Origin of the sequence: Microbacterium sp. SCN 71-21, assembly GCF_001725695.1 — a bacterium.
Lineage (GTDB): Bacteria > Actinomycetota > Actinomycetes > Actinomycetales > Microbacteriaceae > Microbacterium > Microbacterium ginsengisoli.
Window position 1 is genome coordinate 23,058 of sequence record NZ_MEGA01000010.1, and the last position, 14,802, is coordinate 37,859.

Annotated in this window: 12 protein-coding genes; 7 read left to right on the plus strand and 5 right to left on the minus strand. The window is 71.1% G+C overall.

What is annotated here, in order from left to right; genetic code table 11:
- Nucleotides 1-39: 39 nt before the first annotated feature.
- The gene (locus ABT08_RS02425; RefSeq protein WP_048809083.1) at nucleotides 40-699 is read left to right on the plus strand and encodes a TetR family transcriptional regulator; all 660 of its coding nucleotides are present in this window, start codon (nucleotides 40-42) and stop codon (nucleotides 697-699) included.
- Nucleotide 700: 1 nt separating this feature from the next.
- Here the strand turns inward: ABT08_RS02425 and ABT08_RS02430 are convergent, their stop codons facing one another.
- Entirely contained in the window at nucleotides 701-2,401 is a 1,701-nt protein-coding gene (locus ABT08_RS02430; RefSeq protein WP_288113891.1) for an AMP-binding protein, read from the minus strand.
- 163 nt (nucleotides 2,402-2,564) lie between these two features.
- Here ABT08_RS02430 and ABT08_RS02435 point away from each other — a divergent pair, with 163 nt between their 5' ends.
- On the plus strand, nucleotides 2,565-3,680 hold the full coding sequence (locus ABT08_RS02435) for a polysaccharide deacetylase family protein (RefSeq protein ID WP_056209635.1): 1,116 nt from the start codon (nucleotides 2,565-2,567) through the stop codon (nucleotides 3,678-3,680).
- Nucleotides 3,681-3,694: 14 nt separating this feature from the next.
- Here the strand turns inward: ABT08_RS02435 and ABT08_RS02440 are convergent, their stop codons facing one another.
- The gene (locus ABT08_RS02440) at nucleotides 3,695-4,852 is read right to left on the minus strand and encodes a glycosyltransferase (protein ID WP_045247516.1); all 1,158 of its coding nucleotides are present in this window, start codon (nucleotides 4,850-4,852) and stop codon (nucleotides 3,695-3,697) included.
- A gap of 163 nt (nucleotides 4,853-5,015) precedes the next feature.
- Here ABT08_RS02440 and ABT08_RS02445 point away from each other — a divergent pair, with 163 nt between their 5' ends.
- The 3 genes from ABT08_RS02445 (at nucleotide 5,016) to ABT08_RS02455 (ending at nucleotide 8,729) form a co-directional block, all read left to right on the plus strand.
- Nucleotides 5,016-5,276: a glutaredoxin family protein gene (locus ABT08_RS02445; protein WP_045247517.1), complete on the plus strand. Its 261-nt coding sequence runs from the start codon at nucleotides 5,016-5,018 to the stop codon at nucleotides 5,274-5,276.
- A gap of 109 nt (nucleotides 5,277-5,385) precedes the next feature.
- Complete coding sequence (locus ABT08_RS02450; protein ID WP_288113892.1) at nucleotides 5,386-7,119, plus strand: aldehyde dehydrogenase family protein; 1,734 nt, start codon at nucleotides 5,386-5,388, stop codon at nucleotides 7,117-7,119.
- Nucleotides 7,116-8,729: a GMC family oxidoreductase gene (locus ABT08_RS02455; RefSeq protein WP_288113893.1), complete on the plus strand. Its 1,614-nt coding sequence runs from the start codon at nucleotides 7,116-7,118 to the stop codon at nucleotides 8,727-8,729. Before ABT08_RS02450 ends, ABT08_RS02455 begins: the two co-directional genes overlap by 4 nt.
- Before the next feature lie 2 nt (nucleotides 8,730-8,731).
- Here ABT08_RS02455 and pip read toward each other — a convergent pair whose 3' ends face one another.
- Nucleotides 8,732-9,709 carry a prolyl aminopeptidase gene (pip, locus tag ABT08_RS02460; RefSeq protein WP_045247574.1) on the minus strand — a complete coding sequence of 326 codons (978 nt, stop codon included), beginning with the start codon at nucleotides 9,707-9,709 and terminating at the stop codon, nucleotides 8,732-8,734.
- A 90-nt stretch (nucleotides 9,710-9,799) separates the two neighbouring features.
- Here pip and ABT08_RS02465 point away from each other — a divergent pair, with 90 nt between their 5' ends.
- Nucleotides 9,800-11,527: a cation:proton antiporter gene (locus ABT08_RS02465; RefSeq protein WP_045247520.1), complete on the plus strand. Its 1,728-nt coding sequence runs from the start codon at nucleotides 9,800-9,802 to the stop codon at nucleotides 11,525-11,527.
- A 45-nt stretch (nucleotides 11,528-11,572) separates the two neighbouring features.
- Entirely contained in the window at nucleotides 11,573-12,043 is a 471-nt protein-coding gene (locus tag ABT08_RS02470) for a recombinase family protein (protein WP_048809085.1), read from the plus strand.
- An 18-nt stretch (nucleotides 12,044-12,061) separates the two neighbouring features.
- Here the strand turns inward: ABT08_RS02470 and ABT08_RS02475 are convergent, their stop codons facing one another.
- Both ABT08_RS02475 and ABT08_RS02480 read right to left on the minus strand, forming a co-directional pair.
- The gene (locus ABT08_RS02475; RefSeq protein WP_288113894.1) at nucleotides 12,062-12,640 is read right to left on the minus strand and encodes a DNA-3-methyladenine glycosylase I; all 579 of its coding nucleotides are present in this window, start codon (nucleotides 12,638-12,640) and stop codon (nucleotides 12,062-12,064) included.
- Between the two features lie 34 nt (nucleotides 12,641-12,674).
- Nucleotides 12,675-14,753 (minus strand): acyl-CoA dehydrogenase family protein, encoded by a 2,079-nt coding sequence (locus ABT08_RS02480; protein ID WP_056209619.1) that lies wholly within the window; start codon nucleotides 14,751-14,753, stop codon nucleotides 12,675-12,677.
- Nucleotides 14,754-14,802 lie beyond the last annotated feature (49 nt).

Sequence of the window (14,802 nt, forward strand, 5' to 3'; positions counted from 1 at the left end):
AACACTGTTCACCTGAACGGCGTTCAGTATAGTGACATCGTGCCCGCCGACTCCGCCCCGAGACGTCACACCCGTGACGGCGTCGCCCTGGCCGCCCTCGCGATCCTCGACGAGTGGGGCCTCGCCGACCTCACCATGCGCCGGCTCGCCACCTCCCTCGACGTGCAGCCGAGCGCCCTCTACTGGCACTTCCCCAACAAGCAGAGCCTGCTCGCCGACCTCGCCGACCTCATCGTCGCGCGCGTGCGACCGGTCGCGGTGACGGATGCCGCGTGGCCCGAGCCCGTGCGCGCCGAAGCCGCCGCGCTCCGCGACGCCCTGCTCGCCTACCGCGACGGCGCGGAGCTCGTCGCCTCGACCCTCGCGCTCGGGCTCGGGGGCGAGGCATCCGTCACCCGGCTCGCCGACGCGATCGCCGGCGGCGGGTTCGACGCCGCGACCTCCCGGCGCGCCGCGGTCGCCCTGCTGCACTTCGTGCTCGGGCAGGTCGGATACGAGCAGCAGCGCCTGCAGTTCGACAGTCTCGGGGTCGTGCCCGCCGGCAGCGCCCTCGACGACACCCCGCCGCACGAGGCGTTCGCATTCGGGGTCGACCTGTTCGTCACGGGCCTCGGCGCGCCCCACCTCGGCACGCACAACGCCCGGCCCGCGCCGACCGGGCGCGGAACGGATGCCGCGGGCCGCCGGCCGCGCGCCTGACTTAGTCCTTCAGACCCGGGAAGTCCTGCTCGCGGAACTCCGTCGTGATGCGCGTTCCCTCGTGCTCCTGCTCGCGCTCGCGCAGCTCGACGCGGCGGATCTTGCCGGAGATCGTCTTCGGCATCTCGAAGAACTCCACCCGGCGCACGCGCATGAACGGCGGCATGTGCGTGCGCGCGTGCGCGAGGATGCTCCGCGCCGTCTCGGCGTCGGGCTCGGCGCCCTTCGCGAGGGCCACGTACGCCTTCACGACGTTGAGACGAAGCGCGTCGGGCGCGCCGACGACACCAGCCTCGGCAACCGCCGGGTGCTCGAGCAGGATGCTCTCCACCTCGAACGGCGACACCTTGAAGTCGCTCGCCTTGAACACGTCGTCGGTGCGGCCGACGAAGGTCAGGAACCCGTCGGCGTCCCGGGTCGCGACATCGCTCGTGTGGTAGTAGCCGTCGTGCTCGACCTTCGCCGTGCGGTCGGGCTCGCCGACGTAGCCGGTCATGAGGTTCAGCGGCCGGCGGGGCTCGAGCGGCAGGCAGATCTCGCCCTCGTCGGCGACCTCGCCCGTGATCGGGTCGACCAGCACGATGTCGACGCCCGGCAGCGGATGCCCCATCGAGCCGGGCTTGAGCGGCACGCCCGGCGTGTTGCCGATCACCGCGGTCAGCTCGGTCTGACCGTAGCCGTCGCGGATCTGGATGCCCCACCACCGCTCGATCGTCTGGATGACCTCGGGGTTGAGCGGCTCGCCCGCCGACAGCAGCTCGCGCAGACCCGCGGGACGCTTCTCGAGGTCGGCCTGGATGAGCATGCGCCACACCGTCGGCGGGGCGCAGAAGGTGTTCACCCCGTGCCGGTCGAGCTGGTCGACGAGGGCCGCCGCATCGAACCGCTTGTAGTTGAAGACGAAGATGGATGCCTCGGCGATCCACGGCGCGAAGAACAGGCTCCACGCGTGCTTGCCCCAACCGGGGGCGCTGATGGTCATGTGCACGTCGCCCGGGCGCACGCCGATCCAGAACGTCGTGCTGAGGTGGCCGACCGGGTACGACACGTGCGTGTGCTCGACGATCTTCGGCCGCGAGGTCGTGCCGCTCGTGAAATAGACGATGGCAGGGTCGGTCGAGTCGGTGACGACGCCCGGCGGGGTGGGGGCGGCATCCGTCGACGCGGCGAAATCGAGCCAGCCGTCACGGTGCTCGCCCACGTTCACCCGCACGAGGTCGAGGTCGAACTCGTCGAACTTCGCCGCGTCGACGTGGTCGGCGATGACGACCCGCACGTTCGCGCGCTCGAGGCGCTCAGCAAGATCGGCGGAGCCGAGCACGACCGACGTCGGCAGGATCACGGCGCCGAGCTTCAGGATCGCGAGCATCGCCTCCCACAGCTCCACCCGGTTGTCGAGCATGAGCATGACGGCGTCGCCGCGGCGCACGCCCGCGGCCGTCAGCCAGTTCGCCACCTGGTTCGATCGCACGCGCAACTGCTCGAACGTGCGGGTCGCCTCGGTGCCGTCCTCCTCGACCACGCGCAGGGCGACGCGGTCGTTGCCCTCGGCGATGCCGTCGAACCAGTCGACCGCGAAGTTGAAGTGCTCGCCGACGTCGGGCCAGCGGAACTCGGCGTGGGCGGCGACCGGGTCGGATCCGCGGGCGAGCAGAAAGTCACGGGCGTCGCGGAATGCGGCACCGGCGGGCGAGAGGGTCATGGTTCCCCTTCGGGCTGGAACTCGGATGCCGCGCCGACGCGGCCCTCCCGCGGCGCCGCGGGCGCGGCTCAGTCTAGGCCGCGGCCCTATGCCCACCCGGGAACCCGGCGCGCCCGCGCATAGACTGCGGTAGACGTCTGGGGATGACGTCGCTGGGGGAATCATGGCGTCACTGCCGCTGCGCGTTCGCGCGCACAGACATCGATACGCCGTCGCCGCGCTCGCGGCCGTCACGGCCCTGCTGCTGTCCGGGTGCGTCGCTGAGGGTGACGCGCCCGCGGGCCCGACCGGGAGCGCGGAGGTCCCGACCCCCACGGTCGTGCCGACGCCGCTCACCGCCGCCGAACGGCTGCTCGCCGCACACCCCGACCCGGCGACCTGTGCGCTCACCTTCGCCGGCGACAGTGTCACCGCCGAGCCCGCCCTCGTGACCAGCGGCGCGCTCTACCCGACCCTCCCCGTTCCGGCCGCCGCGGGCCGCGTGTTCGCCGGCTGGTACGCGACGGCGGCCGCGGCATCCGCTCTCGACCGCACCCAGCGCATCAACGGCGCCCAGCTCGCCACGTGCGACAACCGGCAGCGCACGCTGCACGCCGGATGGCTCTCGGATGCCGCGGCCACCGCGTCGCGCACCACGGTGCCGATCCTCATGTACCACCAGTTCACGACGAAGCCCGGCGGCGAGCACAACCCGCTGCGCGGCAACTACACGTACATCGGCGACTTCGAGAAGCAGCTCGCCTATCTCGCCGACGGCGGCTTCTACCTGCCGACCTGGGACGAACTGAGCGCCTTCATCGACGGCACGCTGTGGCTGCCCGAGCGGTCGGTGATCATCACCGACGACGACGCGGACAAGACCTGGTACGAGCTCGCCGTGCCGGTGGTCACGAAGTACCGACTGCTGACGACGTCGTTCGCGATCACACGGTGGACCTCACCGCCCTCGCCGTCGCCCTGGGTGATCCTCCGCTCGCACACGCACGACATGCACGAAGCCGGCGCGAACGGGAAGGGCAAGATGGTGAACCTCACCGAGGCGCAGATCGCGGCGGACATGACCGAGTCGGCGCGGATCCTCGGTGTGGCGGAGGTGATGGCCTACCCGTTCGGGCACTACAACGCGACAGCCGAAGCGGGTCTGCGAGACGCCGGGTTCATCCTGGCCCGCACGACGAAGGCCGGGCGCGTGCGGGTCGGCACGCCGAAACTCGAGCTGCCGTGCGTGCGCATCGACTACGGCATGTCGATGGCGGCGTTCGCGCGGGCGGTCGACTGACACCGACCGGAGGATCAGACCTCGCTGGTCGCGACGGGCTTGGTGTCGAGCTCGTCGATGACGCCGGTGCGCGGCGCGACGGCCGTCGCGGGCGCGGCGGCGACGCGGCGCGGCGCGTAGACCACGAACTTGTGGAACGCGAAGCGCACGAAGAACGCGACGACGAGGGTGATCGCGGTGGCCATGACACTCGAGATGTGCAGCGCCTCGACCATGATCGGCAGGATCGCGATGCGCACCGCGGCCTCGGCGTTGTTGAAGCCGAACGACTTCACGAAGCGCGACCAGATGGCCGACGCCTGCTCCTTCATGTCGTGGAAGACGAACCGCTCCTGCAGCACGAAGTTGCCGATGATCGTCACCTCGGCCGAGATGATCGCGGCGACCATGTAGTTCACGCCGGTGTGCACCAGCATCCACATGATGACGACGTTCGCGACCGCGCCGAGCGCACCGATCACGGCGAACAGCGACATGCGGCCGAACCGCAGCGCGAACAGCTGGGTGAGGAAGCTCAGTCCCTGCGCGAGGGACGCCTTCGACTCGCCGGCGTGACGCGACTGGAACGAGAAGGGGATCTCCGCGACCCGCAGCGACTCGCGCGCCAGGATCTCGAGCAGGATCTTGAAGCCGCGCGGCTTCAGGTCGTTGACGTCGAACGCAGTGCGGTCGACGAGGAAGAAGCCGGTCATCGGGTCGGTGACGTTCTTGAGCTTCTTCGGGAACAGCGCCTTGGTGAGGTTGGTCGAGGCCTGCGACACGAACACGCGGAGGGCGTTCGACAGGCCGCCGTTCTCGCCGTTCTCCGTGTAGCGCGAGGCCACCACGACATCGACGTCGCCGCGGGCGTGGCGGGCGACCAGGTTCACGATGTCCTCGGGCGGATGCTGCAGGTCACCGTCCATCACGATGCAGACGTCGGCGTGCGCGGCCTGAAGGCCCGCCACGACCGCGCCGGAGAGTCCGCCCACCGAGTCCTCGCGGTGCAGCATGCGCACCGGGATCGGGGCGGTCTCGGCGACCTGCTCGATGACGCGCGGAGTGTCGTCGGTGGAATCGTCGACGAAGAGGATCTCGAGGTCGAGAGAAGGGGTCGCGGCAGCGACCCGGCGAACGAGCTCGGCGACGTTGGGAGCCTCGTTGTAGGTCGGGACGACGACAGTCACCTGCATGGCATTCGCCTCCGTGTAGCGAGGAAGTGACGTCGACCAGCGACGCCGACCACCATGCTGGCATGCCGCACCCTATGATTTGCCCGGAATGTGGAGAACCATGGGGGTCGGATAGCCAAATCGTAATCAAGCCGAGACCTATAATCCGCCCTACGCTGGAGTCATGACCATCGACTCCACCACCATCACCATGTACGGCGCGGAGTGGTGCCGCGACTGCCGGCGCACGAAGTCCCAGCTCGATGAGCTCGGCGTCGCGTACGACTACGTCGACGTCGAGGCCGAGCCCGCCGCGGCCGACATCGCGCGCGAGATCTCGGGCCGCACGAACATCCCCGTCGTCGTCTACCCCGACGCGACCTTCCACGTCGAGCCGAGCAACGCCGACGTCGAGGCGAAGCTCACCGAGCTCGCCCTCATCTGAGTGATCGGATGCCGCGGCACCGAGTCGCGGCATCCCTGACACTCGATGCCATGGTGCTCCGGGCGCGACATCCCTATGCTGAGGGCGTCCGCACGCGAAGGAGAGTGCCATGACATCGACCCCCGCGTCACCCCCCAGCGCGATCGATGAGACCGTCCGGACCGAGATCGATCATGCGATCGCGGCCCTGCACGCGGGATCCCGCGTCTGGACCCAGTTCTCGCTCGCGCAGCGCGCGACCCTGCTGAGGCGCGTGCGCGCCGCGGTCGGCGCCGTCGCCCGGGAGTGGGCCGAGACCGCCGCGCGCTCGAAGGGCCTGCACGTCGGGCATCCGCTGGTCGGCGAGGAGTGGCTCTCGGGCCCCTACGCCGTGCTGACCGGGCTCGACGGCTACATCGAGAGCCTCGAGGCACTCGCCGCCGGCCGCAGCCCCATCGAGAAACTGTTCGTCGACGACGGCCCGGGCGGGCGCACCCGCGTGCACACGTTCCCCTCGCACGCCGTCGACCACGTGCTGCTCTCCGGCTTCACCGGCGAGGTCTGGCTCGAGCCGGGTGTCACCCCGCAGGACGCCACCGCCACCGCGGGCCTCGCGCAGCGGCATCCGACCGAGCCCGGCGGCGTGGGACTCGTGCTCGGCGCCGGCAACATCACCTCGATCCCGGTGCTCGACGTGCTCTACGAGCTGCTCGCGTTCTCACGGGTGTCGATCCTCAAGGTGAACCCCACGCAGGACGCCCTCGTGCCGATCTTCGAGCGCGCGCTCGCGGCGCTCATCGAGCCGGGATTCCTGCGCATCGTGCGGGGCGCGGGTGACGTCGGCGCCTACCTCACCGCCCACGAGGGCGTCGACCACGTGCACATCACCGGGTCCGCGGTGACCTTCGACGCGATCGTGTGGGGGCAGGGCGAGGATGCCGCGTCCCGCCGCCGCGCCGACGACCCGCGCCTGGCCCACCCCATCACCGCCGAGCTCGGCGGGGTCTCCCCGATCATCGTCGTTCCCGGCGAATGGTCGGACGCCGATCTGCGCTACCAGGCGGAGCACGTCGTCACGATGCGCCTCCACAACAGCGGCCACAACTGCATCGCGGGGCAGGTGGTGCTGCTCGCGGCATCCTGGCCCCAGAAGGACGCCTTCCTGCAGGCGCTGCGCGAGGCATACGGCCGAGCGCCCGCGCGGCCGGTCTGGTACCCGAACTCGGCGGCGAAGCTGTCGGCCGCCGAGAGCGACTACCCCGACGCGCAGCACTGCGGCGACGAGCGCCTGCTGATCGAGGCCGGCGATGCGGATGCCGCCACCGCCCTCGAGACGACGGAGTACTTCTCCCCCGTGCTCGGCGTCGTCGAGCTGCCCGGCGAGGGGCGGGAGTTCCTGCGGGCGGCGGTCGCCCACGCGAACGACCGGCTCGCGGGCACGCTCGGCGCGAACGTGCTCGTCGACCCGGTCACCGAGTCGACGCTCGGTGCGGCCTTCGACGAGGAGATCGCGGCGCTGCGCTACGGCGGCATCGCGATCAACGCGTGGACGGGCGTGCTCTTCGCCACGCCGGCCCTCTCGTGGGGCGCGTTCCCCGGCCACACCGTCGCCGACGTCGGCAGCGGTCTCGGTGTCGTGCACAACACCTTCCTGGTCGACCGCATCGAGCGCTCGGTGCTGCGGGGGCCGTTCCGCCCCGCGCCGCGATCGCTCGGGCGCAGCCGGTTCACGATCCTGCCGAAGCCGCCCTGGTTCGTGACCTCGCGCACGGGCACGGCCGTGAGCGAGGGCCTCACCCGCTACCGCGCAACCGGCAGCCCGATCACCCTCGTGACGACCCTGACGAAGGCGCTCGGATCATGAGCGCGCGCCTGCCGGAGGCCGCCGACTACATCGTCGTCGGGGCCGGGTCGGCGGGCGTGGCCGTCGCCGCCCGCCTCAGCGAGGATCCGTCGGTCTCGGTGCTGCTGCTCGAGGCGGGCCCGGTGGATCGGCACCTCTACATCCACGTGCCCGCCGCATTCTCGAAGCTGTTCCGCGGACGGTACGACTGGAACTACGACACCGTGCCGCAGCCCGAGCTCGAGGGGCGCACCGTGTTCTGGCCGCGCGGCAAGACGCTCGGCGGCTCGTCGTCGCTGAACGCGATGATGTGGATCCGCGGGTTCGCCGCCGACTACGACGAATGGGCCGAGAGCGCCGGCGACCGCTGGTCGTGGGAGCACCTCGCCCCCTACTTCCGCCGCGTCGAGCGCACCGACCTCGCCCACGACCCGTCGCTCGGCACCATCGGACCGCAGTGGGTCGAGCGTCAGAGCAGCCCGCAGCCCCACACCGCCGCGTTCCTCGACGCCGCACGGGAGCTGGGCTACCCGGTGACCCTCGCGAACGACCCGCACGACCAGGGCTTCTCCGAGACGATGCTCACCACGCACCGCGGGCGACGCGCCTCCACGGCCGACACCTACCTGCGCCCCGCCGCCCGGCGCCGCAACCTGCGGGTGGTCACCGGCGCGCACGCGCGGCGCGTGATCGTGCGGGACGGACGTGCGGTCGGTGTCGAGCTGTCGGTGCGGGGCAGCATCCGTCGTGTCATCGCCCGCCGCGAGGTCGTGCTGTCGGGCGGATCGGTCAACACCCCGCAGCTGCTCATGCTCTCGGGCATCGGGCCCGCCGACCACCTGCGCGACCACGGTATCGACACCGTCGTCGACGCACCCGAGGTCGGCGCCAACCTGCAGGACCACCTCGTCGCCGGCCTCGCGCCAGAGGCGACCGGACGCACCCTGTTCCACGGCGAGGAGCTCGCCCCGACTCTGCAGTGGCTCACCCGCCACCGCGGCATGCTGACCTCCAACGTCGCCGAGGGCTACGGCTTCGTGCGCACCGGCGTCGCCGACCGCACGCAGGCGCCCGCGGGCCTCCCCGACATCGAGATCATCTTCGCCGCCGCGCCCTACGTCGGGGAGGGCCTCGTTCCACTCCCGGGCGACGGCATCACGGTCGGCGCGATCCTGTTGCGACCCCGCAGTCGCGGCACGGTGACCCTCGCCTCCGCCGACCCGCTCGCCAAAGCCGTCATCGACCCGCGCTACCTCAGCGACCCCGACGGCCTCGACGCCGACACCCTCTCGGCGGGCCTGCGCGTCTGCGATGCGCTCGTCGGCACCCAGGCGCTCGGCGCCGTGACCACCGGGCGCTGGATCCAGCCCGAGAACGGCGAGAACCTCACCGTCGAGCAGCGGGTGGCCGGCTCCCTGCGCGCGTACTCCCACACGCTGTACCACCCGGTGGGCACTGCGCGCATGGGCGCGGATGCGGCATCCGTCGTGGATCCCGAGCTGCGCGTGCGCGGCGTCGACGGCCTGCGGGTCGCGGATGCCTCGGTGATGCCCGTCATCATCCGCGGCCACACCAACGCCCCGGCGATCGTGATCGGCGAGGTCGCCGCCGACCTCATCGCCGGGCGCTGAGCTCAGTCCGCCGCGAAGGCGTCGGTCGCCTCGCGCAGCGCCCGGGCGATGCCCGGCTCGCTCGCGGCATGTCCCGCGTCGTCCACGACGATGAAGCGCGCCTCGGGCAGCGCCTGCGACAGGTCCCACGCGGTCATCAACGGCGTGCAGACGTCGTAGCGGCCCTGCACGATGACGGTCGGGATGTCGCGCAGCCGCCCGGCGTCCTCGATGAGCTGCCCCTCGCGGAACCAGCCCTCGTGCACGAAGTAGTGGTTCTCGATGCGCGCGAACGCGACGGCGTGCTCCTGCCGGGACATCCCGGTCACCGTGTCGGCGTCGGGCCGGAGGGTGATCGTCGAGGCCTCCCACGTCGTCCACGCCAGCGCTGCCGGCACGTGCACCGCCGGATCGGGGTCGAACAGCCGCCGGTGGTACGCCTCGATCAGCCGGGACCGCTCGAGCACCGGGATCGGCGCGAGGAACCCTTGCCAGAGGTCGGGGAAGAGCGCGCTCGCCCCGCCCTCGTAGAACCACTCCAGCTCGTGGCGGCGGAGGGTGAAGATCCCGCGCAGCACGAGCTCGCTGACAGCCTCCGGATGCGCCTCGGCGTACGCCAGGGCGAGCGCGCTGCCCCACGAGCCGCCGAAGACCTGCCACCGGTCGATGCCGAGGTTGCGGCGCAGCAGCTCGATGTCGGCCACCAGGTGCCACGTCGTGTTGTAGGCGAGGTCGGCACCCGGCTCGCTCGCGTGCGGGGTGCTGCGGCCGCATCCGCGCTGGTCGAGCAGCACGATGCGGTAGCGCTCGGGGTCGAAGAAGCGGCGGTGCCAGGCGGACGTGCCGCCCCCGGGGCCGCCGTGAAGGAAGACGACCGGTTTGCCCTCGGGATTGCCGCTCTGCTCCCAGAAGACCCGGTTGCCGTCGCCCACGAGCAGCATGCCGGTCTCGTACGGCTCGATCGGCGGATAGAGCACGTCGTCGAGTTGGCTGACCGTCATCCCCTCACGGTACTCGCGGGTCTGCCGCAGGCCGAGGAGGCCGCCCGACACGCCTCCACGGTGGGCCGGGCGGAACGATAGGGTCCGGGTGTGGAAGGACTGTGGTTCGTCGTCGCAGGAGTCATCGTCGTCGCGGTCGTGACTGCGTTCGGCCGCCGTCACAACGTCGCCGGGCCCATCATCCTCGTCGCGATCGGACTGCTCTGCTCACTGCTGCCGTTCATCCCCGACCTGCCACGGGTCGACCCCGAATGGATCCTCGTCGGCGTGCTTCCGCCCCTGCTCTACTCCTCGGCGGTGGCCCTGCCGGCGATCGAGTTCCGCCGCGACATCCGCCCCATCGCGGGACTGTCGGTGCTGCTCGTCGTGCTCAGCTCCGTCGCCCTCGGGGTCGTGTTCACCTGGGTGATCCCGGGGCTCAGCCTGCCGCTGGGCATCGCGCTCGGCGCGATCCTCAGTCCTACCGACGCCGTCGCCACCTCGGTCGTCAAGCGGCTCGGCATCGCCCCCCGCGTGACCACGATCCTCGCGGGCGAGAGCCTGCTCAACGACGCCACCGCGCTCGTGATCCTGCGCACGGCGATCGCGGCGATCGCGGGCGGCTTCTCCCTCGGCGAGGCGATGATCTCCTTCGTGTGGGCGGTGCTCGGCGCCGTCATCGTGGGTGTCATCGTCGGTTGGGTGAACCTTCGGGTGCGGGCGCGCATCGGGAGCTCGGCAGCCAACACCGCCATCGGCTTCGTCGTCCCCTTCGTCGCCTACCTTCCCGCCGAGGCCGTCGGCGCCTCGGGTCTCGTCGCTGCGGTCGTGACCGGCATCATCACCAGCCAAGGCGCGGCGAAGTGGTTCACGCCCGAGCAGCGCATGTCGGACGAACTGAACTGGCGCACGATCGAGCTCGTGCTCGAGGGCGGCGTCTTCCTCGTGATGGGGCTCGAACTCAGCGACGTCGTCAACCGCAACTTCGAGGAGTACGAGGGCCTCTGGCACGGCGCCTGGCTGGCGCTCTCGGCGCTCGGCATCATGCTGGGGCTGCGCGCGGCCTATGTGGCGTTCCTGCTCTGGCGCATGCGCTCCCGCGCCCGTCGATACGCACGGCTCGACCTGTCGACCTACAGCGCGAAGCTGAAGGGCATCGCCGACGGCACCATTCCCGAGGAGCACCGCGGCCAGGCCGATCGGCTCCGCCGTGACGAGGAGCGCGTGCGGCGCCGCTTCGCCGGCCTGAGCGCCGATGCCGACTACTACGCATCGTCACCGCTCGGCTGGAAGCAGGGCACGATCATCACCTGGGCGGGCATGCGCGGCGTCGTCACGCTGGCCGCCGCCCAGACGCTTCCGACCACCGGCATCGACCACCGCTCGCTGCTGATCTTCGTGGCGTTCCTCGTGGCCGTCTTCAGCCTCTTCGGTCAGGGGTTCACCCTCGCGAGCGTCGTGCGCGCCCTCCGCATCCCGCCCGCGAGCGACGACGACGCGGCGAGCGACGAGCACCTGCGCCTCGACGCGGAACTGGGCGCCGCCGCCGCGACCGCTCTCGCCGACCCCACGCTCACCCGCGCCGACGGCACCGCCTTCAGCGAGGGCATGGCGGCGAACGTCGGCACCCGCATGACCGAACCGCGCGACGAGGTGCTCACCGGACGCATGCGCGAGATCCTCGAGCTGCGCATCGTCATCATCGAGGCGATGCGCGACCGACTCGTCGAGATCTCCACCCACGGCGGCTACTCGACCTCGACCCTCCGACGCGCCCTCGCCGAACTCGACGCCGACCAGATCAGCCTCGAACTACGGCTCGACGACGGCGACGACTGAGCCGCGCACATCCGCGCCGACTAGAGTTCGAGCGGAGCTGAGGCCATGAGCGAGACGGATGCCCCGTCCCCCCGCCCGTCCGCGGGCGGCGACGCCCTGACGAGCCCGGTGCACCTTCCCCACGCCGCCGCCGACTGCCCGAAGTGCTTCACCGAGCTGCAGGCCGACCGGGACTGGTGGCGGGCCCGTCCCGCCGGGTCGCGGCTCGTCGGACTCGTCGTCGCCCGCGACGACATGCCGTCGGTCGTGCAGCAGCGGGACGACCTCACCCGCTTCGGCGTGCCGATCGACGGCTTCCGCCACCCCGCCCCCGAGACGCTGGAGTCGTGGGAGCAGCGGCTCGTACGCCTGTTCGGCACCCTGTCGGCGGGCGACGTGGTCGTCGTCGCCAGCATCCACGCCCTCGGCCGCAGCATCGACGAGGAGACCCGCACGGTCGCCGAACTGCGCCGTCGCGGTGTGGTCATCAAGGTGCTCAGCCACGAGGGACGCCACCTGTTCGACGCCGGACGCTGAGCCGCGGCATCCGCCCCGTCAGGCGGCGCGCCAGCACCCCTCGACGTGATCATCGACCAGCCCCGCCGACTGCATCAGCGCGTACATCGTCGTCGGCCCCACGAACCGGAACCCGCGTCGGCGCAGCTCACGGCTGAGCGCCGTGGACTCCGCCGTCGACGCGGGCAGGTCGCCGTAGGACGCGGCCCGCGGCGCACCGCTCGGCGTCGGGGCGAACGACCAGATCAGCGTGTCGAGCTCGCCGTCGGCGAGCGCCGCCACGAGGGTGGCGTTGCCGATCGTCGCCTCGATCTTCGCGCGGTTGCGCACGATGCCGGCGTCAGCCATGAGCCGTTCGATGTCGGCGTCGCCGAACGCCGCGACCGTCTCGGGCTCGAAGCCGGCGAACGCCTCGCGAAACCGCGGGCGCTTGCGCAGGATCGTGATCCACGACAGCCCCGCCTGGAAGCCCTCGAGGCTCAGCTTCTCGAACAGGGCACGGTCGCCGTGCAGCGGCACGCCCCACTCCTCGTCGTGGTAGCGGCGGTACTCCGCATCGCTGCCCGCCCACGCGCAGCGCGCGAGGCCGTCGTCATCGAGTTGGATGCCGCTGCTCATCCCGCCACGCTAGCGGCGGGATGAGACATCCGGGTCAGCGCTTCTTCTTCTTGCCGAGCGACTTCTCGGTGACCGGGGCGGCGCCGGACGCGGCGAGGTCGCGGTAGTACGCGCGGGCCTCGTCCTGGCGAGCCCGCTCGGCGCCCGACGCGATGGGCGCACGCACGTGCTCGGGCTCGAAGCCCCATGCGTCGACGAGGTCCTGCGCGTGGTGGCGCAACCGCGCGCACAGGCGGTCGATGTACTTGCTCACCGACGCGGCACGGTGGGTCGAGAGGCGCCCATGGATCAGGTACCAGGCGAGGTTCTTCTCGATGAGCTGCAGGCCGAACAGGTCGCGCAGCCAGGTGAGCACCTGACGCGAGTCCTCGTCATCGATGAGCGCGAGGCCGTCGGTGAAGGCCTCCCACTGCAGCAGCTCCGCGTGTGCGCGGGCGGCGGCGATGAGGTCGGCCTGGTTGTCGCTGAACAGCTCGGCGGCGGCCGTCGCATCGAGCTTCGCGGCGGGACGCAGGCGGGTGGCGACATCCGTCACCATCTGCTGCACGCGGCCCGCGAGCAGCTCATGCTGACGCTCGCCGCGAAGGCCGTACTCGACCGACCGGGCGGTGGAGCCTGCGTCGACGAACGCCTGGCCGATCTGCCGCAGACCCGCACCGTGGAACGCGCGCCCGGCCACCTGGCCCACCGCGTACCGGGCGAGCTTGGCGGCATCCGCGCCCTTGAACTGCGTCGCGAAGTCGGTGAGCAGGCGCTTGCCGACCAGCTGCAGCAGGATGTTGTTGTCGCCCTCGAAGGTGACGTAGACGTCGAGGTCGGCGTGGAGTCCGACGAGCCGGTTCTCGGCGAGGAAGCCGGCGCCCCCGCAGGCCTCTCGCGCCTCCTGGATCGTCTCGAGGGCGTTCCAGGTGGACAGCGGCTTCAGCGCCGCCGCGAGGGTCTCGAGGTCCTCCCGCTCCTGCGGGGTGTCGGTGCGGCCGCTGAAGACGCCGTCGAACTTCTTGAGGAACTCGTCGTGCGCGAACGCCTGCGCGTACACCGTCGCGATGCGGGGGATCAGGCGACGGCGGTGCTTGCCGTAGTCGAAGAGAGTCAGCTCGCCCTCGGGCGTGCCGCCGTCGAACTGGCGTCGCTGGTTCGCGTAGGTGACGGCGATCTTCAGCGCGAGCGCCGTGCCGGTGGTCGCGGCGCCGTCGAGCGAGATGCGGCCCTGCACCAGCGCGCCGAGCATCGTGAAGAAGCGGCGACCGGGGCTCGGGATGTCGCTGGAGTACGTACCGTCGGCAGCGACGTCGCCGTACCGGTTCAGCAGGTTCTCGCGCGGCACCCGCACCTGGTCGAAGTGGAGGCGACCGTTGTCGATGCCGTTGAGACCGCCCTTGACGCCGTCGTCCTCTCCGCCGACACCGGGGAGGAACGCGCCCGCCTCGTCGCGGATGGGTACGAAGAAGCAGTGCACCCCGTAGTTCACGCCGCCCGTGATGAGCTGCGCGAACACGGTCGCCGCCCGCCCGTGCACCGCGGCGTTCCCGAGGTAGTCCTTCCACGCCCCACGGAACGGCGTGTGGATCACGAACTCCGCCGTCTCGACGTCATAGGTCGCGGTCGTGCCGATGGCCGCGACATCCGACCCGTGACCGGTCTCGGTCATCGCGAACGCACCCGGCAGCTTCAGCTCGCGCACGTCGTCGAGCCACAGGTCGTGGTGCTTCTTGGTGCCGAGCTGCTGGATGGCTGCCCCGAACAGGCCCCACTGCACGCCCGCCTTGATCTGCAGGCTGGGGTCGGCGAGCACGAGCTCCTCGAAGCCGGCGATGTTCGCGCCGTTGTCGGCACGGCCGCCGTACTCGGTCGGGTAGGCGACCCCCGACACGCCGGCATCGACGAGCAGCTGCAGCTGCCCGAACACGCGCTCACGGTGATCGTGGATGGTGAGCCCGTCGACCTTCCAGAAGGCGGAGTCCTTGATCATCTGACGCGCCTGCCGGCGCACGTCGGCCCAGGTGCCGAGCAGGGCGGCGCCGACGGCGGCCTGATCGATGCGGGGCTCGGCGGCGTGCGATGCGCGCTCGGGCTCAGGGGTGGAGACGGGACGGACGGCAGTGTCGACCATGACGTACCTCTCGACGAGGGGATCGGGGATTCGATCCGACGGTAGAAGC